Below are 20,755 nucleotides of genomic sequence, written 5' to 3' on the forward strand. Positions count from 1 at the left end.
CCGACATGATTCTCGAATCCCGCCTGAACTCCCGCTCGGCCGATTTCCAGGCCAACGCCGCGGCCATGCGCCAGCTGGTCGACGACCTGCGCGCCCAGATCGAGCGCGTGGCCCTGGGCGGCAGCGAGGCCGCGCGCGCCAAGCACGTCGCGCGCGGCAAGCTGCTGCCGCGCGACCGCGTGCACATGCTGCTCGACCCCGGCACGCCGTTCCTGGAGATCGCCCCGCTGGCGGCGCTGAACATGTACGGCGGCGATGCGCCCGGTGCCGGCCTGATCGTCGGCATCGGCCGCGTGGCCGGCACCGACTGCCTGATCGTGTGCAACGACGCCACCGTCAAGGGCGGCACCTATTACCCGATGACAGTGAAGAAGCACCTGCGCGCGCAGGAGATTGCTGAAGCCAACTGCCTGCCGTGCATCTACCTGGTCGACTCGGGCGGCGCCAACCTGCCGAATCAGGACGAGGTCTTCCCGGACCGCGACCACTTCGGCCGTATCTTCTACAACCAGGCCAACATGAGCGCGCAGGGCATCGCGCAGATCGCCGTGGTCATGGGCTCGTGCACGGCGGGCGGCGCCTACGTGCCGGCGATGAGCGACGAGACCATCATCGTCAAGGACCAGGGCACCATCTTTCTGGGCGGGCCGCCGCTGGTGAAGGCTGCGACCGGCGAGGTGGTCTCGGCCGAAGATCTGGGTGGCGGCGAAGTGCACACGCGGCTGTCAGGCGTGGCCGACCATCTGGCGCAGGACGACACGCACGCGCTGGCACTGGCGCGCGCGGCGGTGAAGAATTTGAATCGGAATCGACCTCCAGCCCTTGCGCATCAAGGGCCTAAAGCTCCTAAATTCGCAGCAGAAGAGCTGTACGGCGTGATCCCGACCGACACCCGCAAGCCCTTCGACGTGCGCGAGATCATTGCCCGCATCGTCGATGGCAGCGAGTTCGACGAGTTCAAGGCGCGTTTCGGCTCGACCCTGGTGACGGGCTTTGCCCGCATCGAGGGCATGCCGGTGGGCATCATCGCCAACAACGGCATCCTGTTTTCCGAGTCGGCCGTCAAGGGCGCGCACTTCATCGAGCTGTGCTGCCAGCGCAAGATCCCGCTGGTGTTCCTGCAGAACATCACCGGCTTCATGGTCGGGCGCAAGGTCGAAAACGAGGGCATCGCGCGCCACGGCGCGAAGCTGGTGACGGCGGTGGCCACGGCCAACGTGCCGAAGTTCACCATCATCATCGGCGGCAGTTTCGGCGCCGGTAACTACGGCATGTGCGGGCGTGCGTACTCGCCGCGCTTCCTGTGGATGTGGCCGAATGCGCGCATCTCGGTCATGGGCGGCGAGCAGGCGGCCAGCGTGCTGGCCACGGTCAAGCGCGACGGCATCGAGGGCAGGGGCGGGCAGTGGAGCGCGGAGGAGGAAGAAGCCTTCAAGGCGCCGATCCGCCAGCAGTACGAGGACCAGGGCCACCCCTACTACGCCACCGCGCGTCTGTGGGACGACGGCATCATCGACCCGGCCGACACGCGCCGCGTGCTGGCGCTGGGCCTGGCGGCGGCGCGCAACGCGCCGATCCCCGACGTCAAGTTCGGCGTGTTCCGCATGTAAGCCCTGCAATTCGCAACATCTGCCATGCGCTACACGGCCCCTAACCTCCGCCACCAAATCGCCCGCCTGCTCGCGCTGGGCGCGGCGTGCGCGCAGGTGGCGTGCGCCTCTGGCCCCCAGCGCCCGGCGGCGATGGTGCCAGCGCCCACACCGGTGGCTGCAACGGCCGCTGCGCCCAGCCCGCAATTCGAGCGCATCAGCGTGCCTGGCCCGGCTGGCGTCACGCTCACCGCGTACTGGTTGCCTGCAGCGGGCGAGGGCGCGCACCCGGCGGTGCTGGCCTTGCACGGCTGCGGCGGGCTGTACGCCAAGGGGGGAGCGCTGTCGCAGCGCTTTCGCGAGGCGGCCGCGCGGCTGCACGCGCAGGGCTACGCCGTGCTGCTGCCCGACAGCTTCGGCTCGCGCGGGTTGCACCAGGTCTGCCAGACGCGCTATGCCGAGCGCAGCATGCATGTCGCCGAGCGTGCCCACGACGCACGCGCGGCGCTGGCCTGGCTGGCCGCGCAGCCGCAGGTGGACGCGCAGCGCCTCGGGCTGCTCGGCTGGTCCAACGGTGCGTCCACGGTGCTGGCCGTGCTCGAGCAGCGGCGCGTGCAGCCCGCGCCTGGCGAGCCGCCCATTGCCGGCGCGGCGGTGTTCTACCCCGGCTGCGGCCCGCTCGAGCGGCGGCAGGCGACGCTGGAGCGGGTGCCGCTGCTCATGCAGCTGGGCGCGCTGGACGACTGGACACCGCCGCAGCCGTGCATCGCCCTGGCACAACGCCTGCAGGCGCAAGGGGCAGACGTGTCCCTGCACGTGTATGCGGGCAGCTACCACGGCTTTGATGGCGCGGGGCCGGTGCGCTTGCGCACCGACGTGCCGAATGGCCCGGCGGGCGGCGTGCACCAGGGCGGCAACCCCGAGGCGCGCGTGCAGTCACTGGCCGCGCTCGACATGTTCTGGAGCGGGGTGTTGCGCCCGCGCGAGCGGCCATGACGCTGGACGCCCATGCCCACTTTCGCACCCTGGCGCGCTACAACGCGTGGGCCACGGCGCGGCTGCTCGATGCGGTGGCGGGCGTGCCCGAGCAGGACTATCGCCGCGACGTGGGCCTGTTCTTCCACAGTATCCACGGCACGCTGAACCACCTGCTGGTGGGCGAGCACGGCCTATGGTTTGTGCGTTTCGCCGAGGGTGCGTCGCCGCGTTTGGCGCTCGACACGGAGCTGGAGCCCGACCGTGCCCGCCTGGACGCGCGCCTGCGCGACGGCGCCGCCCGCTGGGAGCCGCTGATCGCGAGCATTCCGGCCGAGCGCTGGAGCGCCACGCTCGACTACATCACCACGCGCGGCGCGCCGGCGTCGCTGCCGTTTGCCGCCACGCTGGCGCACGTCTTCCACCACGGCACGCACCACCGCGGCCAGGTCAGCGCGGCGCTCACGGCGCTGGGCCGGCCCTGCCCAGAGCTGGATCTCGTGTACTACCTGCAAAACCCTGCCATGCCATGAGCCAGAACCTGTCCATCACCCAAGCCGGCGCTGTTGCCCGCATCACGCTGACCCAGCCCGAGGTCCGCAACGCCTTCAGCGATGAGGTCATCGCCGAACTGACGGCCGCGTTCCAGGATGCGGGCGCACGCGGCGACGTGCGTGCCATCGTGCTGGCGGCCGAAGGCCCGGCCTTTTGTGCCGGTGCCAACCTGAACTGGATGCGCCGCATGGCCGACTACACCCGCGAGGAGAACATCGCCGACGCGGGCCAACTGGCCGAGATGCTGCGCGTGATCTACGCGTGCCCGAAGCCGACCATCGCCCGCGTGCAGGGTGATGTGTACGCCGGCGGCATGGGGCTGGTGGCCGCGTGCGACATGGCCGTCGCCGTGGACACGGCGGGCTTCTGCTTGAGCGAGGTCAAGCTGGGGCTGATCCCCGCGACCATTAGCCCCTACGTCATCCGCGCCATGGGCGTGCGTGCGGCGCAGCGCTACTTCCTGACGGCCGAGCGCTTCGATGCGGCCGAGGCGCTGCGCATCGGTTTCGTGCACCAGGTGGTGGCAGCGGAGCAGCTGGATGCGGCGGTGGAGGCCTGGCTGAAGGCGCTGACCGGCGCCGGCCCGAACGCCGTGCGGGCAGCCAAGCGGCTGGTGCAGGACGTGGCCGGGCGCGCGATCGACGCGTCGCTGATCGCCGCCACGGTGGAGGGCATCGCCGACATCCGCGCCAGCGACGAGGGCCGCGAGGGCGTGCAGTCGTTTTTGCAAAAGCGCAAGCCGGGGTGGTTGGCGTGATGAACCTCGTGGGCGCCGCTGTCTTTCCCCCTCTCCCGCCTGCGGGGGAGGGTCGGGGTGAGGGCGTTTGGTTCTCGAGCACTGTGCGCCAGGCCCCGCCCTCTCACCCCCACCCTCTCCCCCACGGGGGAGACGGAGCCGGTCGCCGCCGCTGAGGAGCGCCCATGGACCAGCTCTGGCTCACCTTCGTGCAGTGGCTCCACAGTGTGGGCCTGCACATCGACGCCGGCACCGCGCGCAGCGTGGCCGAGGGCGCGTCGCGTGCCACGCAGCAGCTGGACATGACCGGCCTGCTGGCGCTGGCAGCGGCGCTGGGCTGGGCCAGCGGCTTTCGGCTGTATGCGGTGGTGTTTCTGGTAGGAGTGATGGGCGCGGCCGGCTGGCTGGCGCTGCCGGCCGGGCTGTCAGTTCTGATGCACCCGGCGGTGCTGGCAGCCAGCGGCGGCATGCTGCTGGTCGAATTCTTCGCCGACAAGATCCCGTGGCTGGACAGCGCCTGGGACGCGCTGCACGCCTTCATCCGCGTACCCGCTGGCGCGCTGCTGGCCGCGGGCGTGTTCGGCGCCGACAGCGCCACCATGGCGGTGGTCGCCGGTCTGCTGGGCGGCTCGCTGTCGGCCACGGCGCTGGCCACCAAGATGACCACGCGCGCGGCGGTCAACACCTCGCCCGAGCCGTTTTCCAACTGGGGGCTGTCGTTCTTCGAGGACGGCCTGGTCGTCGCCGTGGTCTGGCTGGCGACGCAGCACCCGGTGCTGTTCGGCGTCGCGCTGCTGGTGATGCTGGTGGTGTCGGTGCTGCTGCTGGTCGTGCTTTTCAAGTTCCTGCGCGCCGTGCTGCGGCGCGTGTCATCCCTGTTGTCCGGTTCTGCCAAGGTGGCCTGAATGTTCCAAAAAATCCTGATTGCCAATAGAGGTGAGATCGCCTGCCGCGTCGCCGCCACCGCGCGCCGCATGGGCGTGCAGACCGTCGCCGTGTATTCCGACGCCGACGCACAGGCCAAGCACGTGGCCGCCTGCGACGAGGCCGTGCACATCGGCGGCAGCGCGCCCAAGGACAGCTACCTGCGCTGGGAACGCATCCTGCAGGCTGCCCGGGACACGGGCGCGCAGGCCATCCACCCCGGCTATGGCTTTCTGTCCGAAAACGAGGACTTCGCGCGCGCCTGCGAAGACGCCGGCCTGGTCTTCATCGGCCCGCCGGCGTCGGCCATCGCCGCCATGGGCCTGAAGGCCGAGTCCAAGCGCCTGATGGAAAAAGCCGGCGTGCCGCTGGTGCCGGGTTATCAGGGTGAGGACCAGGACCCGCATCTGCTGCAGCGCGAGGCCGACCGCATCGGCTACCCGGTGCTGATCAAGGCCAGCGCCGGCGGCGGCGGCAAGGGCATGCGGCTGGTGGAAAAAGGCGAGGACTTCGCCGCCGCGCTCGATTCCTGCAAGCGCGAGGCGATCAACAGCTTCGGCAACGACGCCGTGCTGGTCGAGAAATACGTGCAGCGCCCACGCCACATCGAGATCCAGGTATTCGGCGATACCCAGGGCCACGTGGTCTACCTGTTCGAGCGCGACTGCTCGGTGCAGCGCCGCCACCAAAAGGTGCTGGAGGAATCCCCCGCGCCCGGCATGACGCCGCAGCTGCGCCAGCAGATGGGCGAGGCGGCGGTGGCAGCGGCACAGGCCGTGGGCTACGTCGGCGCCGGCACGGTGGAGTTCATCGTCGAGCAGCCAGGCGGCTATGACGCGCCAGAAGCAATGCGGTTCTATTTCATGGAGATGAACACCCGGCTGCAGGTCGAGCACCCCGTGACCGAGGCGATCACCGGCGAAGACCTGGTGGAGTGGCAATTGCGCGTGGCGGCGGGGCAGCCTCTGCCGAAGCGCCAGGACGAGCTGCAGATCCACGGCCACGCCATCGAGGCACGCATCTGCGCCGAGAACCCCGACAACCAGTTCCTGCCCGCCACCGGCACGCTGCAGGTCTACGCCAAGCCGGCGCACGCCGCATTCAGCGTGGATACGGTGCGCATCGACGACAGCGTGCGGCGCGGCGACGCCATTAGCCCGTTCTACGACAGCATGATCGCCAAGCTGATCGTGCACGGCGACACGCGCGCGCAGGCGCTGGTGCGGCTGGACGAGGCGCTGGCGCAGACGCACATCGTGGGGCTGGCGACCAACGTGCAGTTCCTGCGCCACGTGGTGCGCAGCCCGGCGTTCCGCGAAGCAAAGCTGGACACGGCGCTGATCCCGCGCGAGGCGGCGCTGTTGTTCGACCAAGAGCCGGTCGGGCTGCCGCTGGCCGCCGCCGCCGCCGTTGCCACGGTGCTGGCGCGCGAGCAGGCGCAGGCGCCCGCGGGCGACCCGTTCGGCCAGCGCGACGGCTGGCGCGCGCTGCTGGCGCACCGCCGCCGCTTCGACTTCGAATTCCACGGCCAGCCGGCGCTGGCCTGGCTGACCTACGGCCAGCGCGGCGCCCCCCACCGGCTGGCGGTCGAGCAGGGCGGCAACCCGGTGGCCGAGGGCGAGCTGACGTTCACGCTGGCAGGCGCCGACGCGGCGCAGGGCACGCGCCTGGACCTGCATTTCGCCGGCCAACGCGCGCGCGCCACGGTGTACGCCCACGCCGAGGCGCTGGAGGTCTTCACCCCACAGGGCGCCACGCGCATCGTGCTGGCCGACCCGCTGGCGCATGCCGGCGAGGCGACGGGCGAGGGCGGACGCCTGACGGCGCCCATGCCGGGCAAGGTGGTGTCGTTCGCCGTGCAGGCGGGCGACGCCGTGAAGCAGGGCCAGTCGCTGGCGGTGATGGAGGCCATGAAGATGGAGCACACCATCGCCGCGCCTGCCGACGGCACCGTGGCCGAGCTGCTGTACGCGCCTGGTGACCAAGTGGCGGAAGGCGCCGAGCTGCTGCGGCTGGAGCCGGCGTGAGCCGGGTTCTGCTCGTGCCTCTTCTGGGGTACGGGCAAGAAGCCGCCAGTTTCAGATTTTTTGATAGCAACCCGCCATTGAAAATCAACGGCCAGGGCCATTTTTCATCCTGAATGCACTCGGCCGGCGCAGCTGGCTATCCTCACGCCCATGAAGATCGCCTTTTGCTGTTCCGATACCGCCCCCGGCCCATGGCTGGCGGGGCTGACCGCCGCGCTGCCGCAGGCGCGCATCGAGGTGTGGCCGGACGACGGCACACCGCCCGCCGGCCACGACGGCGAGCCGGCCGACTATGCCGTGGTCTGGAAGCCGCCGCAGCGCTTCCTGAACGCGCAGCCGCGCCTGAAGGCGCTGTTCAACGCCGGCGCCGGCGTCGATGCGCTGCTGCCGCTCACGCTGCCGCCCGGCCTGCCCATCATCCGACTGGAAGACGCCGGCATGGCCGCGCAGATGAGCGAATACGTGCTGCACACCCTGCTGCGCCACTTCCGCGAGTTCGACGCTTTCGAGGCCAGCGCGCGCGCCGGCGTCTGGGCCGACCGGGTGCCGCGCCTGCACCAAGACTGCCCGGTAGGCGTGATGGGCCTGGGCGTGCTGGGCGCGCACGTGGCGCGCGAGGTGGCGCGCTTCGGCTTTCCCGTGCACGGCTGGAGCCGCTCGCCGCGCAGCATCGAGGGCGTGCGGACGTACAGCGGCGCGCAGGGCCTGCAGGAGTTCCTGGGCGCTACCCGGGTGCTGGTCAACCTGCTGCCCCTCACGCCCGAGACCGAGAACCTCTTGAACCGGGGCACCCTGGGCCGCCTGCAGCCGGGTGGCTACCTGATCAACGTGGCGCGCGGCGGGCATGTGGTGGACGACGACCTGCTGGCGCTGCTGGACAGCGGTCATCTCGCCGGCGCGACGCTGGACGTGTTCCGCACCGAGCCGCTGCCGCCCGAGCACCCGTTCTGGCGCCACCCGCGCATCCACGTCACGCCGCACATCTCGGCGCTGACGCTCGAAGACGTGAGCATCACCCAGATCGCCGACAAGCTGGCGCGCTTCGTGCGCGGCGAGCCGGTCAGCGGCGTGGTCGATCCGGCGCGCGGCTACTGACACGTTCCTTCCCCCAACTGCCTTTTGCCGGAGCCCCGTACATGCCGTACCCCACCCGCGTGAACCTCATCGATGTCGGCCCGCGCGACGGGCTGCAAAACGAGAAGCAGCCCGTGCCGGCACAGGTCAAGATCGAGCTGGTGCAGCGCCTGCAGGCCGCGGGCCTGCGCGAGATCGAGGTGACCAGCTACGTCAGCCCGAAGTGGGTGCCGCAGATGGCCGACAACCACGCGGTCATGCAGGGCATCGCGCGCCAGCCCGGCGTGCGCTACTCGGTGCTGACGCCCAACCTGAAGGGCTGGGAGGCGGCCGTGCAGGATGCGCCCGACGAGATCGTGGTCTTCGGCGCCGCCAGCGAGGCGTTCAGCCAGAAGAACATCAACTGCTCGATCGCCGAGAGCATCGAGCGCTTCGCGCCGGTGGTCGAGGCGGCGCTGGCTGCTGGCGTGGCGGTGCGCGGCGCGATGAGCTGCACGGTGGGCTGCCCCTACGAGGGCGAGATCGCGCCGGAGCGGGTGGCGTACCTGGCCGGGCTGATGCGCGGCATCGGCGTGCAGCGCGTGGACGTGGCCGACACCATCGGCGTCGGCACGCCGCTCAAGGTGCAGCGCGCCATCGAGGCGACCCTGCGGCACTACGCGCTGGAAGATGTCTCCGGCCACTTCCACGACACCTACGGCCAGGCGCTGTCCAACACCCTGGCGGCGCTGCAGCTGGGCGTGGCCAACTTCCAGTCGTCCGTCGCCGGCTTAGGGGGCTGCCCGTACGCCAAGGGCGCGACCGGCAACGTGGCCACCGAGGACGTGGTCTATCTGCTGCACGGCATGGGCATCGACACCGGCATCGACCTGGACGCGCTGGTCGATGCTGGCGTCTTCATCAGCGACTTCCTGGGCCGCAAGACCCAGTCGCGTGTCGCCACCGCGCTTTTGAACCGACACGCCGGCTGAGCGCGGGCAAGCACCAACCAGAGGTCGCCCCATGGATGAGATCGTGCGCCAGGCCATGGCCAAGTGGCCGAACGTGCCGCACTGCGTCGGCTGGCTGGGGCTGGATGCGCGCGGGCGCTGGTTCCTGCGCGACGACGCGGCGCAGGCACGCGGCCCGTTCCCGCAATCCAGGGGTGACGAGATCCGCCACGAGGCGCTGCTGGCCTTCATCGCGCGCAACTACGCCGTTGACGCGCGGGGGCAGTGGTTCTTCCAGAACGGCCCGCAGCGCGTGTTCGTCGAGCTGGAGGTCGCGCCCTTCGTCTGGCGCGTGCAGGGCGACGGCAGCGTCCAGACCAGCGCCGTCCAGCAGGCGGGCGCGGTGCGCGAATGCCTGCTGGACGAGCACGGCCGGCTGCTGCTGGCGTGCGACCTGGGCCTGGGCCTGGTGCACAGCCTGGACATGGAGCGCGCCGCCGCGCAGGTCGAGGCCGGGCGCTGGACGCCGGTGGAGGTGCTCTCCCGCACGCTGGAGCAGCGCTTTGGCTACGTGCGCAGCCCGGCGCAGGGCGCGCGGCAGGCGGCGGCACAGCCCTGAAGGTGCGAAGGCGCGCGCTGCGCGCGCCTGTCAGTCCAACGCTCCAGGCCAGCCTCCCCTGCGGCCCGCCAAGCCGGGCCGGCCCGTCATGCCGTGCATGCAGTCCCCGGAGCCCGTGCCGTGCGGGTCGTCTTGCGCGGCAGGATGAAAGGCGTGGCCGCTCCGGGTGTGCTTGGCGTGGTACATGGCCTGGTCGGCCTGCCGCAACAGGGTCTCTAGGCGGTGATCCCCGTCCAGCCCGCAGGCGATACCGATGCTGGCGCCCACCTGCAGGCCCTGGCCCTGGAACCAGACCGGCTCGCACAGGGCCTGGTGCAGGCGCTGCGCCAGATGTTCCAGGGCTGCGTGGTCCGGCGCGTGCGCGAGCAACAGCACGAACTCGTCCCCACCGATCCGCGCCACGACATCGCCGCCGCGCGCGTCATCGCGCAGGCGTGCGGCCACCGCGCGCAGCACGGCGTCGCCGGCGTCGTGGCCGTGGGTGTCGTTGATGGGCTTGAACCCGTCCAGATCGATCAGCAGCAGGGCCGCTCGCGCACCGGGCACCAGCAGCGGCGCCGCGCCGTGCGCCAGCCCGGTGCGGTTGGCCAGCCCGGTCAGCGGATCGGTGGCAGCCGCCTCGGCCAGCAGGTCGGCGCGCAGGCGCAGCGCGATCTGGCTGGTCTGCAGGTGGCTGATGCGGGTGCTCAGGGCAACGGCGAAGATCACCATTTCCAGGGCAATCGCCAGCTGCAGGCCGTTGGCCAGGATGAAAGGCGCCTGCAGCACCTTCCAGTTGACCAGCACCGTGCCCAACGCCGCCAGCAGCAGCCCGCCCTGGCCGGTCAGGTACCAGGCCGCTTCGCGCGCGCCCTGGCGCAGCAGCACCAGCGCCGCTGCCAGCGCCGTCAGCATACCGGCACTGGCGATGAATTCGTTGAGCGACTGCGCCGCCACCAGCTGGCCCGCCAGGCCCAGCAGCGCCGCACCCAGGGCCACCACACCCCAGAACTGCAGCAGCAGGTCCAGGCGGTGCAGCCGGCGGGTGTTCAGAAAGCTGCGCGTGAACAGGGCGCCGGACAGCAGCCACAGGCCCGGCAGCACCACGTTGGCGCGTTCCTGCCACCAGGGCCAATCGCCCCACAGGTAGTGCGCCGCATGGCCGTTGAAGCTGCCCAGCGTCAGCAGCGCACAGGCGCACTGCCCCACGTAGAAGCCATAGCTGGCATCACGCAAGCTGAGCGCCAGCGCCAGGTTGTAGGCCAGCAGCGCCAGCAGGATGCCGTAGCAGATGCCGTCGAACAGCCGCTTGTGCTGGCGCCACTGCAGGTAGTGCGCGGTGTCCCACAGGGACAGCCCCAGCGCCGGCGTGGCGCCGCCCAGCAGGCGCACATACACCGTGTAGCTGCCTGCCTGGCCGGGCTGCAGGCGCATCAGGTAGCGCTCGCTGCCCAGCGGCCGGCTGGTATAGGGCAGGCTCAGCCCGGTATGCACGGGCGGGGCCAGAACCCGGCCGGTGGCGTCGAACGGGCCGTGGAACTGCACCTCCTGCAGGGCCGTGCTCTGCGTGGCCAGCACCCAGTCGCCGGCTGCGGCAGCCTGTTGGAACTGCAGCCTGAACCATTGCGGCCGCAGCCTGGCGCTGCGCGGCAGTACCGCTGGCGCGGCGACGAAATGCGCAGCCTGCGCCGGTTCACTCACCTGCTGCAGCGTCAGGTCGCTACCATCGTGCTCCAGCCAGGCCAGGTGCGGTGTGCCGTTCAGGGACACCTCCCGGGTCTGTTCGGTCAGCACCAAGGGGGCCAGGGACGTGGCCAGCCCCGCTGGCGCCAGCGCCAGCCAGAGCAACACACCAAGGATGAGAGATTTCATGCAACGCGCGCAAGGACAGTGCGCCACTGTAATGCGTGCCGCCGGTTACGCCGCACGGCGCTCTGCCGGCGCAAGGGGCTGTCCATGACCGGGCTGCCCGAGGGCGTGCAGCGCGTCGCCGCCGCGCTGGCCGCGGCCGGCCACCCGCACGCGCCGCGCCTGCTCGATGGCGCCGCGCGCACCGCGCAGCAGGCGGCCGACGCCCTGGGCGTGGCGGTGGGACAGATCGCCAAGAGCATCATCTTCCGGCGTGAAAGCGACGCTGCGGCGGTGCTGGTCATCGCCTCGGGCGACCGGCGCGTGGACGAGGCCAAGGTGGCGGCGCAGGTCGGCGCCATCGGCCGTGCGGACGCGGCCTTCGTCAAGCAGGCGACGGGTTTTTCCATCGGCGGCGTGGCGCCGCTGGCGCATGCGCGCGCGCCGGTGACGCTGATCGACGCCGAGCTTTTTCGTTTCGAGCTGGTGTGGGCGGCGGCTGGCCACCCGCACGGCGTGTTCGCATTGCGGCCGCAGGACCTGGTGCGCCTGACCGGCGCGCCGGTGGCGGACGTGGTGCTGGGTGAGTCTTGATGAATACTATTGATTTGATAGCTGAACGCCTGGATAAAACAAGGGCTGAAGGCCAATTTGACGCAAATTCCGCTGGTCCGGTGCCTTCGCCCTGCGTGTCGGTCTGCCGCATGACGCCCGACCGCAGCCACTGCGAAGGCTGCTTTCGCACCATCGACGAAATCCGCGCCTGGTCGCGCGCGGACGACGCCGAGCGCCGCGCCATCTGGGCGCGGCTGCTGGTACGCGCCGGCGTGCCCCTGCCCGAGGAGCTGAGCGCGCCATGACCGCCAGGCACATCACGTTCTATCTGGACTTCGTCTCGCCCTACGCCTGGCTGGCCTTCGAGCAGCTACCGCAGGCGCTGGAGGGCCTGAGCTGGCACGCCAGCTACCGGCCGGTGCTGCTGGGCGCGTTGCTGCAGCAGCACAACAATCCCGGCCCGGCCGGCATCGCCCCGAAGCGCGACTGGACCTATCGCCACGCCGCCTGGCTGGGCCACAGCCTGGGGTGCGGGCTGGACCTGCCGGCGCGCCACCCGTTTCCGCCGCTGCCGCTGCTGCGCCAGGCGCTGATGTGCAGCCGGGACGGCAGCATCAACCGTTTCGTCGCCGGCACGGTGCTGCGCCACGTCTGGCTGGGCGGGCACGACGCGCTCGATCCCGCGCGCCTGGACGCGCTGGCCGGGGTGCTGGCGCTGCAGGTGCAGGGCGAGCCGGACACGGCGCTGGCGCGCGCCAAGGATCTGCTGCGCGCCAACACCGACGCGGCCGCGGCGCGCGGCGTGTTCGGCGTGCCGGCTTTCGAGGTGGACGGGCGGCTGTTCTGGGGGCTGGACGGTCTGCCCATGCTGCGCGCCTGTCTGCAGGGCGACGCCTGGTTCGACGGCCCGCAGTGGGCAGCGGCCGCAAGCGTGCCGCAAGGCCTGGGTGGTTGAATCGGCGGGGCCAGAGCCTGCCCCATGCCCAACGCCTTCAACTTTGCCGCCTCGCCCTTCGACTGCCTGACCGCCGAGGAGCAGGCACTGGTGCGCGCCGGTGTCGACATCGCCTACTACCCCGAGGGTGCGGCGGTGCTGGAGGTGGGCCAGGCGCCCGAGCACCTGTTCGTCATCATCAAGGGCCACGTCACCCAGCACGACGGCGAGGAGCTGCTGGCCAGCTACGGCCCGGACGACACCTTCGACGGCCGCGCGCTGGTGGCTGGGCGCAGCAGCAGCCGCTTCGTGGTGGCCGAGGAACTGGTGGCCTACCAGCTGGCGCGCGCCACGGTGCAGGAGCTGATCGCGCGCAACGCCACCTTCGGCGCGCTGCTGTTCGCCGACCTGGGGCACAAGCTCGCCACCCTGGCGCAGCGCGCCGAGGCGCACGAGGGCCAGGCGCTGCTGCTGGCGCGCGTCGACCAGGCCTGGCTGCGCCCGGCGCACTGGGTGGATGCGGGCACCGACATCGTCAGCGTGGCGCGGCTGTTCCAGCAGCAGCGCACCACCAGCGTGCTGGTCACCGGCCTGGCGGGCGCGGCGGACGGCCTGGGCATCTTCACCGCCAACTCGCTGCAGCTGGCGATCCTGGACGGGCGGCCCCTGGACCAGCTGCCGGTGGGCGCCTTCGCCAGCCATCCGGTGGTCACCGTGCGCGCCGATGCCACCATCGGCGACGCCATGGCGCTGCTGCTGCGCGCGCGCGTGCACCGGCTGGTGGTGCTGGACGGGCAGGGCGCGGTGCTGGGCCTGCTGCGGGCGCTGGACCTGTTCGGCTTCGTCGCCAACCGCTCGCACCTGGTGGCGCTGCAGATCGAGCAGGCGCAGGACGTGGACGCGCTGGCGCAGGCGGCCGGGCAGATCACCGAGCTGCTGGCCACGCTGCAGCGCGGCGGCATGCGTATCGCGCTGATGGCGCAGTTGGTGCAGCAGCTGAATGCGCGCCTGTTCGAGCGCGCCTGGGCGATGCTCGCGCCGGCCGATCTGCTGGCCAACAGCTGCCTGTTCGTCATGGGCAGCGAGGGGCGCGGCGAGCAGCTGCTGAAAACCGACCAGGACAACGGCCTGCTGCTGCGCGACGGCTATGCGCCGCCGGCCGACCTGCAGACGATCTGCGAGCGCTTTTCCGAAGTGCTGGCGCGCTTCGGCTACCCGGAGTGCCCGGGCGGCATCATGCTGCGCAACCCGGCCTGGCGCGGCAGCGAGACCGAGTGGAGCGCGCGCGTGCAGGGCTGGCTGCTGCGCCCCGAGGGCGAGGCGCTGATGCACCTGGCGATCTTCCTGGACGCGCACGCCGTGGCCGGCGACGCGCGGCTGCTGGCCGGCGTGCGCCGGCGCATGGACGCGCTGGCCGCGGGCGGCGACGCGCTGATGGCGCGCTTTGCCCGCGCCATCGACGCCTTCGGAGGGCCGGCGCAGTGGTGGGAGCGGCTGCTGGGCCTGGGCGCGGCGGCGCCGGTGAACCTGAAAAAAGCCGGCATCTTCCCCATCGTGCATGGCGTGCGCAGCCTGGCGCTGGCGCGCGGCGTGGCCGCCACCGGCACCGCCGAGCGCATCGCCGCGCTGACGGCCGATGGCATGCTGGACGCGGCGCTGGCGCAGGAGCTGCTGCAGAGCCTGCATCTGCTGATGCAGCTGCGCCTGCAGGCCGGGCTGCACCAGCAGCAGCTGCAGCGCCCGGTGACCGGCGAGGTAGACCCGGCGCGCCTGACGTCGCTGGAGCGCGACCTGCTCAAGGACACGCTGGCGGTGGTCAAGCGCTTCAAGGCGCTGCTGCACCAGCGCCTGCACCTGGACGTGGCGTGACGCGGCGGCTGCCGGATTCGCCCTGGCAGCGCCTGCGCCGCTGGTGGCTGATGTACCACCTGGGCGACCCGGCGTTCGCCTTCATGTTCGACCCGCCGCCGCCGAACGAGTGGGTGGCGCTGGACTGCGAGACCACCGGGCTGGACCCGCGCAACGACGAGATCGTCTCCATCGGCGCGGTGCGCATCGTCGGCGAGCGCATCCTGACCAGTCAGCGGCTGGAGCTGCTGGTGCGCCCCACGCGCGCCGTGCCGGGCGAGAGCGTGCGCATCCACCGCCTGCGCGGGCGCGACCTGCAGGACGGCCTGCCGGTGGACGAGGCGCTGCAGCAGCTGATGCGCTTCATCGGCAGCCGGCCGCTGGTGGGCTACTACCTGGAATTCGATCTGGCGATGATCAACCGCGCCGTCTGGCCGCGGCTGGGCATGGGCCTGCCGCAGCCGCGCATCGAGGTCTCGGCGCTGTACTACGACTATTGTTTTCGCCGCCTGCCGCCGCACGCACAGCAGGCGCCCGACATCGATCTGCGCTTCGACCGGATGATGCAGGCGCTGGGCCTGCCGCAGCGCGACGCGCACGACGCGCTGAACGACGCGGTGATGGCGGCGCTGGCGTTCATCAAGCTGCGCCGGCTGCTCGGGCGGCCCTGAGCGGCCACCGGACAGGCGCGAGGCGGGCTGGCGGCTTCCGCATTCCCTGCCTGCCCATGGCGCGCCAGGCAAAAAAAAGCCGGACCCGAAGGTCCGGCCTTTCGGGGCCTGTGCCGGCCCCTTGCTTCTCCCTGGGTCTCTCTCGTCGAGAAGCGGTCAGTGGCCAGAGGCGCCGGATGCGCCCAGGCCGGTCTCCGAGCGCACCTGCTGCGCCGGGAAAGCGGCGCGGTCCTTGGCGGCGCGCGCGCTGTTGTCAGTGATGGAGAACAGCCACACGCCGATGAAGCCGATGGCCATCGAGAACAGCGCCGGCGAGGTGTAGGGGAACAGCGCCGAGCCGGCCGGATTGCCCAGCGTGGCTTCCCACACCGAGGGCGAGACCACCGTCAGGCCGACCGACGAGATCAGGCCCATGAAGCCGCCGGTCACCGCGCCGCGCGTGGTGCAGTTCTTCCACAGGATGGACAGGATCAGCACCGGGAAGTTGGCCGAGGCGGCGATGGCAAACGCCAGCGATACCATGAAGGCGATGTTTTGGCGCTCGAAGGCGATGCCCAGCAGCACGGCAATCACGCCCAGCGCCACGGTGGTGATGCGCGAGACCTTGAGTTCGCTGGCGCTGTCGGCCTTGCCCTTCTTGATGACGGTGGAGTACAGATCGTGCGACACGGCGGAGGCCCCCGACAGCGTCAGGCCGGCGACCACCGCCAGGATGGTGGCGAAGGCCACGGCCGAGATGAAGCCGTAGAAGATGTTGCCACCGACGGCCTTGGCCACCAGCACCGCGGCCATGTTGGCCGTGCCGGCGCCGCCCTTGATGACGCCCTTCACCGTGTCAGCCATGTCGGGGTTGGTGAGCACCATGGTGATGGCGCCGAAGCCGATGATGAAGATCAGGATGTAGAAGTAGCCGATCCACACCGTGGCCCAGCCCACCGACTTGCGCGCCTCCTTGGCGTTGGGCACGGTGAAGAAGCGCATCAGGATGTGCGGCAGGCCGGCGGTGCCGAACATCAGCGCCATGCCGAAGCTGATCGCCGAGATCGGGTCCTTGATGAAACCGCCCGGGCCCATGATGGACAGGCCTGCCTTCGCGGCCTCTTCAGGGGTTTTGCCGGCGTTGGCGGCGATCTGCGTGCGCACCTCGACGCCCTTGGCGAACAGCGCCTCGGGGCTGAAGCCGTAGTTGGCCAGCACCATGAACGCCATGAAGGTCACGCCGCACAGCAGCAGCACGGCCTTGATGATCTGCACCCAGGTGGTGGCGGTCATGCCGCCGAACAGCACGTAGACCATCATCAGCGCGCCGACGATGACCACGGCGACCCAGTACTCCAGGCCGAACAGCAGCTTGATCAGCTGGCCGGCGCCGACCATCTGCGCGATCAGGTAGAAGGCCACCACGATCAGCGTGCCCGAGGCGGCGAACATCCGGATGGGCGCCTGCGCGAAGCGGTAGCCGGCCACGTCGGCGAAGGTGAACTTGCCCAGGTTGCGCAGCCGGTCGGCCATCAGGAAGGTGATGATGGGCCAGCCCACCAGGAAGCCGATGGAGTAGATCAGCCCGTCGTAGCCCGAGGCCATGACGGCCGCCGAGATGCCGAGGAAGGACGCCGCCGACATGTAGTCGCCGGCGATCGCCAGGCCGTTCTGAAAGCCGGTGATACCGCCGCCGGCGGTGTAGAAGTCGGCCGCAGAGCGGGTCTTGGATGCGGCCCACTTGGTGATCCACAGCGTCGCGGCGACGAACACCGCGAACATGATGATGGCCGTCCAGTTGGTGGCCTGCTGGGCCACCTGGCCCATGTCGGCGCCGGCGGCGTGCGCCTGCGAAACGGCCGTCAGGCCGGCCAGGGCCGCCAGAGCGGCGATGGGAGTCTGCGTGCTGCGGCTCATTTCGTCACGTCTTTCAGGATCTGCTCGGTCAGGGCGTCGAAGCGGTTGTTGGCCACGCGCACGTAGTACACGGTGATGGCGATGGTGAAGACGATGACGCCCATGCCGATGGGAATGCCCAGCGAGGTGACGCCGCTGCCGATGGGCTGGGCCAGGAATTCCTTGTCGAAGGCGATGAGCGAGATGTAGCCGTAGTAGACGACCAGCATCAGGATGGTGAGCGTGGCGGCCAGGGGGTTGCGGCGGGCGCGCAACTCCTGGTACTTGGGATGTCGCTGAATCTTTTCCACGACGGGATCGGTCATGTCTGTCTCCTTGTAATTCGGCAGGACCAGCGGCAGGTCCTGCACAGGGAGAGCCATTCTGCGAAGCGCGTCTGACCGCCTGCTTACGCTCAAAGTCGCCAGTGCGTTTTGCGCGCGACTTTCCCAAGGAAATCAACGCCCTAGGGTTGTCACCAAGATTGTCGTTTCAGCCCCGTGAGCGGGCGATTTTTCGCTTGGCAAAGCGTAAGAAAAGCGTAAGTGGTCCGTTTGATAGTGATTCTCGTCCGGCCCCACAGGACCGGCGGATTCACAACGACAGGAGACAACTTCCCATGGCTACCACCACCCTCCCGCTGGCTTCGCGGGCCGTTCCCCGGCCGATGTCGCCGGAAGAAAAGAAGGTCATCTTCGCCTCGTCGCTCGGCACCGTGTTCGAGTGGTACGACTTCTATCTCTACGGCTCGCTGGCGGCCATCATCGCCAAGCAGTTCTTCAGCGGCCTGGACGCCGGCGCGGCCTTCATCTTCGCGCTGCTGGCGTTCGCCGCGGGCTTCCTGGTGCGGCCGTTCGGCGCGCTGGTCTTCGGCCGCCTGGGCGACATGATCGGACGCAAGTACACCTTTTTGGTGACCATCCTGATCATGGGCGTCTCGACGTTCATCGTCGGCATCCTGCCGTCGTATGCCTCTATCGGCATCGCCGCGCCGGTCATTTTGATCGCGCTGCGCATGCTGCAGGGCCTGGCGCTGGGCGGCGAGTACGGCGGTGCCGCCACCTACGTGGCCGAGCATGCGCCCAACGGCCGGCGCGGCGCCTACACCTCCTGGATCCAGACCACCGCCACGCTGGGCCTGTTCCTGTCGCTGTTGGTCATCCTGGGCACGCGCACGCTGATGGGCGAGGCGGTGTTCAACGACTGGGGCTGGCGCATTCCGTTCCTGGTGTCGATCCTGCTGCTGGCGGTGTCGGTGTGGATCCGCCTGTCACTGTCCGAGTCGCCCGCCTTCCAGAAGATGAAGGCCGAGGGCAAGACCTCCAAGGCGCCACTGGCCGAGTCGTTCGGGCAGTGGAAAAACCTGAAGATCGTGATCCTGGCGCTGCTGGGCCTGACGGCCGGCCAGGCGGTGGTCTGGTACACGGGCCAGTTCTACGCGCTGTTCTTCCTGACGCAGCAGCTGAAGGTGGACGCCGTCACCGCCAACCTGATGATCGCCGCGGCACTCCTGATCGGCACGCCGTTCTTCGTGATCTTCGGCACGCTGTCTGACCGGATCGGCCGCAAACCCATCATCATGCTGGGCTGCGTGCTGGCCGTGCTGACCTACTTCCCGGTCTTCAAGGCCCTGACGGGGGCCGCCAACCCGGACCTGGCGCAGGCGCAGGCCACCGCCGGCGTAGTGGTCACGGCCGACCCGGCGACCTGCTCGTTCCAGGGCAACCCGGTGGCGCGTGACATCGACTTCAAGAGCTCGTGCGACATCGCCAAGCGCTACCTGGTGCAGAACTCCGTGAGCTATGACAACGTGGCAGGCCCCGCCGGCTCGCCCGCCGTGGTCAAGATCGGCGACAAGACCGTCACCGCACCCATCGGCAATGTCGCCAACCACAAGTTCGACGCCGATAGCACCGCTGCCATCGCCGCCTTCAAGAAGGAAATGGCCGAGGATTTGCAGCTGGCCGGCTACCCGACCAAGGCCGACCCGGCGAAGATGGACAAGCTGATGATGCTGGTCATCCTGAGCTACCTGGTCATCCTGGTGACCATGGTCTACGGCCCCATCGCCGCCATGCTGGTGGAGCTGTTCCCGACGCGCATCCGCTACACCTCGATGAGCCTGCCCTACCACATCGGCAACGGCTGGTTCGGCGGCCTGCTGCCGACCACCTCATTCGCCCTGGTGGCCTCGGCCGGCAACATGTACAGCGGCCTATGGTATCCCATCGTCATCGCCGGCATGACGGCGGTGATCGGCACGCTGTTCCTGCCCGAGACCAAGGACGTGGACATCTACGCCGATACCTGAGCGGGCACGCTTGCCCGTCTGATGCGCCTGGCTTGTCGGCTGGGCACGAAGGCCTCCGCGGGGGGCTTCGTCCTTTTCTGGCAGGGGGCGCTGCAGTTGTGGTAGCAAAACATCAGGCCGCCCGCGTAGGACGCCTCCACCGGGCCATGTCAGCGGTCTACCACCTAAAATTGCCTCCCTGGATGTCCAGCGTGATTAGCAGGCAGACAGAAGCCATCGCAGCACCTGCCCCATCTGATGAACACAATCAATCAAGGATTCCACATGCAAAAAGCAAACCGCGTGTTGCTCGCCGCTGTCGCCCTGCTGGGTACCTCGGCCGTCTTCGCCCAGAGCAGCGTCACGCTGTATGGCCGCGTGAACACCAGCGTCGAGCACCAGAAGACCGGTGGCGACAGCCGCACCGTGATGCAGAACAACTCCTCGCGCTTTGGCTTCAAGGGCGTGGAAGACCTGGGCGGCGGCCTGAAGGCCGGCTTCCAGCTGGAAAGCGGCTTCAACTCCGACGACGGCACGGCTTCGGGCTGGACGCACAAGACCAACGGCCTGTCCTTCGCCCGTCAGAGCGAAGTCAACCTGTCGGGTGGCTTCGGCATGGTGCGCCTGGGCAACTTCACGCCCGAGTCGTACTATGCGACGGCCGACTACGTGAGCATGCACAACCATGACACGGGCACGTCCTCCGACGCCTTCTACTACGACCCGGTGTGGTTCGGTGGCCTGAGCACCAAGAACAAGATCGGCTACCGCACTCCCAGCTTCGGCGGCTTCACCCTGGACGCGTCGGTGAACCTGCACGAGAAGGAAGGCAACCGCAAGAATGGCTACGACCTGGCCGCCAACTACAACGTCGGCGCGCTGAACCTGGGCGCTGGCTACAGCCAGGTGGACGACAACAAGCAGCTGGGCCTGCGTGCCCTGTTCACCATGGGTCAGTTCGTGGTGGGCGGCTACTACCAGCGTAATGACGAAGACATCCTGGGCACGCGCAACAACTATCGCCTGGCCGGCATGTACACCCTGGGCGCATCCGAGTTCCACCTGAACGTGGGCCGCGCCAGCAAATGGGAAAACGTCGCCAACAGCGCCGCTACCCAGTACACCCTGGGCTACAACTACAACCTGAGCAAGCGCACCAAGGTCTACGCCTTCTACACCAAGGTGGACAACAAGTCGGGCGCCGACTACGCCACTGGCCTGCAGGGCGTGGACTTCCGCTCCATCGCCCTGGGCGTGCGCCACAACTTCTGATCGCGTTCGCAAGAACTTCCAAGGCCGCGCCCGCGCGGCCTGGCCAGGCCCCATA

General features: G+C 69.6%; 19 protein-coding genes. 16 read left to right on the forward strand and 3 right to left on the reverse strand.

All coding sequences use genetic code 11. The annotated features are described in order from the left end of the window. Positions 1-5: 5 nt before the first annotated feature. From BLQ61_RS16140 to BLQ61_RS16180, 9 genes are all read left to right on the forward strand, one after another. Entirely contained in the window at positions 6-1,610 is a 1,605-nt protein-coding gene (locus BLQ61_RS16140) for a carboxyl transferase domain-containing protein (protein ID WP_091572690.1), read from the forward strand. A 24-nt stretch (positions 1,611-1,634) separates the two neighbouring features. Continuing rightward, a complete protein-coding gene (locus tag BLQ61_RS16145; protein ID WP_091572693.1) occupies positions 1,635-2,585 on the forward strand; it encodes a dienelactone hydrolase family protein in 951 nt (316 codons plus the stop codon). Positions 2,586-2,587: 2 nt separating this feature from the next. Next, positions 2,588-3,097 carry a DinB family protein gene (locus BLQ61_RS16150; protein ID WP_091572780.1) on the forward strand — a complete coding sequence of 170 codons (510 nt, stop codon included), beginning with the start codon at positions 2,588-2,590 and terminating at the stop codon, positions 3,095-3,097. Then, positions 3,094-3,876: an enoyl-CoA hydratase/isomerase family protein gene (locus BLQ61_RS16155; protein ID WP_091572695.1), complete on the forward strand. Its 783-nt coding sequence runs from the start codon at positions 3,094-3,096 to the stop codon at positions 3,874-3,876. The genes BLQ61_RS16150 and BLQ61_RS16155 overlap by 4 nt, the downstream gene beginning before the upstream one ends. Before the next feature lie 164 nt (positions 3,877-4,040). Next, entirely contained in the window at positions 4,041-4,760 is a 720-nt protein-coding gene (locus BLQ61_RS16160; protein ID WP_091572698.1) for a DUF4126 domain-containing protein, read from the forward strand. Further along, entirely contained in the window at positions 4,761-6,806 is a 2,046-nt protein-coding gene (locus BLQ61_RS16165) for an acetyl-CoA carboxylase biotin carboxylase subunit (RefSeq protein ID WP_091572700.1), read from the forward strand. It abuts the gene before it with no gap. Positions 6,807-6,956: 150 nt separating this feature from the next. Beyond that, on the forward strand, positions 6,957-7,901 hold the full coding sequence (locus BLQ61_RS16170; protein WP_091572703.1) for a 2-hydroxyacid dehydrogenase: 945 nt from the start codon (positions 6,957-6,959) through the stop codon (positions 7,899-7,901). Positions 7,902-7,942: 41 nt separating this feature from the next. Continuing rightward, on the forward strand, positions 7,943-8,851 hold the full coding sequence (locus BLQ61_RS16175) for a hydroxymethylglutaryl-CoA lyase (RefSeq protein WP_091572706.1): 909 nt from the start codon (positions 7,943-7,945) through the stop codon (positions 8,849-8,851). 31 nt (positions 8,852-8,882) lie between these two features. Then, complete coding sequence (locus BLQ61_RS16180; protein ID WP_091572708.1) at positions 8,883-9,428, forward strand: DUF2946 family protein; 546 nt, start codon at positions 8,883-8,885, stop codon at positions 9,426-9,428. Between the two features lie 30 nt (positions 9,429-9,458). Here the strand turns inward: BLQ61_RS16180 and BLQ61_RS16185 are convergent, their stop codons facing one another. Then, positions 9,459-11,279, reverse strand: coding sequence for a diguanylate cyclase (locus tag BLQ61_RS16185; RefSeq protein WP_091572711.1), 1,821 nt, complete (start codon positions 11,277-11,279; stop codon positions 9,459-9,461). Between the two features lie 84 nt (positions 11,280-11,363). On the opposite strand from BLQ61_RS16185, the gene BLQ61_RS16190 reads away from it, so the two are divergent. Genes BLQ61_RS16190 through BLQ61_RS16210 form a run of 5 tightly spaced genes read left to right on the forward strand, consistent with a single transcriptional unit; the run spans position 11,364 to position 15,263 of the window. Next, entirely contained in the window at positions 11,364-11,849 is a 486-nt protein-coding gene (locus tag BLQ61_RS16190; RefSeq protein ID WP_091572713.1) for a YbaK/EbsC family protein, read from the forward strand. Then, positions 11,849-12,115 carry a DUF1289 domain-containing protein gene (locus tag BLQ61_RS16195; RefSeq protein ID WP_091572716.1) on the forward strand — a complete coding sequence of 89 codons (267 nt, stop codon included), beginning with the start codon at positions 11,849-11,851 and terminating at the stop codon, positions 12,113-12,115. Before BLQ61_RS16190 ends, BLQ61_RS16195 begins: the two co-directional genes overlap by 1 nt. After that, the gene (locus tag BLQ61_RS16200; protein WP_091572719.1) at positions 12,112-12,765 is read left to right on the forward strand and encodes a 2-hydroxychromene-2-carboxylate isomerase; all 654 of its coding nucleotides are present in this window, start codon (positions 12,112-12,114) and stop codon (positions 12,763-12,765) included. Before BLQ61_RS16195 ends, BLQ61_RS16200 begins: the two co-directional genes overlap by 4 nt. Before the next feature lie 24 nt (positions 12,766-12,789). After that, on the forward strand, positions 12,790-14,613 hold the full coding sequence (locus BLQ61_RS16205; RefSeq protein ID WP_091572722.1) for a DUF294 nucleotidyltransferase-like domain-containing protein: 1,824 nt from the start codon (positions 12,790-12,792) through the stop codon (positions 14,611-14,613). Then, positions 14,610-15,263, forward strand: a complete 654-nt coding sequence (locus BLQ61_RS16210) for a 3'-5' exonuclease (RefSeq protein WP_091572724.1) — start codon at positions 14,610-14,612, stop codon at positions 15,261-15,263. Before BLQ61_RS16205 ends, BLQ61_RS16210 begins: the two co-directional genes overlap by 4 nt. Before the next feature lie 156 nt (positions 15,264-15,419). On the opposite strand, the gene BLQ61_RS16215 is transcribed toward BLQ61_RS16210, so the two are convergent. Beyond that, positions 15,420-17,159, reverse strand: coding sequence for a cation acetate symporter (locus tag BLQ61_RS16215; protein WP_091572727.1), 1,740 nt, complete (start codon positions 17,157-17,159; stop codon positions 15,420-15,422). Continuing rightward, positions 17,156-17,464: a DUF485 domain-containing protein gene (locus BLQ61_RS16220; RefSeq protein ID WP_091572782.1), complete on the reverse strand. Its 309-nt coding sequence runs from the start codon at positions 17,462-17,464 to the stop codon at positions 17,156-17,158. The genes BLQ61_RS16215 and BLQ61_RS16220 overlap by 4 nt, the downstream gene beginning before the upstream one ends. 293 nt (positions 17,465-17,757) lie before the next feature. Here BLQ61_RS16220 and BLQ61_RS16225 point away from each other — a divergent pair, with 293 nt between their 5' ends. Continuing rightward, positions 17,758-19,449 (forward strand): MFS transporter, encoded by a 1,692-nt coding sequence (locus BLQ61_RS16225; RefSeq protein ID WP_091572729.1) that lies wholly within the window; start codon positions 17,758-17,760, stop codon positions 19,447-19,449. 264 nt (positions 19,450-19,713) lie between these two features. Then, positions 19,714-20,700 carry a porin gene (locus tag BLQ61_RS16230; protein ID WP_091572732.1) on the forward strand — a complete coding sequence of 329 codons (987 nt, stop codon included), beginning with the start codon at positions 19,714-19,716 and terminating at the stop codon, positions 20,698-20,700. Positions 20,701-20,755: the final 55 nt, after the last annotated feature.

Source organism: Oryzisolibacter propanilivorax (genome assembly GCF_900103645.1).
GTDB classification, from domain to species: domain Bacteria; phylum Pseudomonadota; class Gammaproteobacteria; order Burkholderiales; family Burkholderiaceae_C; genus Melaminivora; species Melaminivora propanilivorax.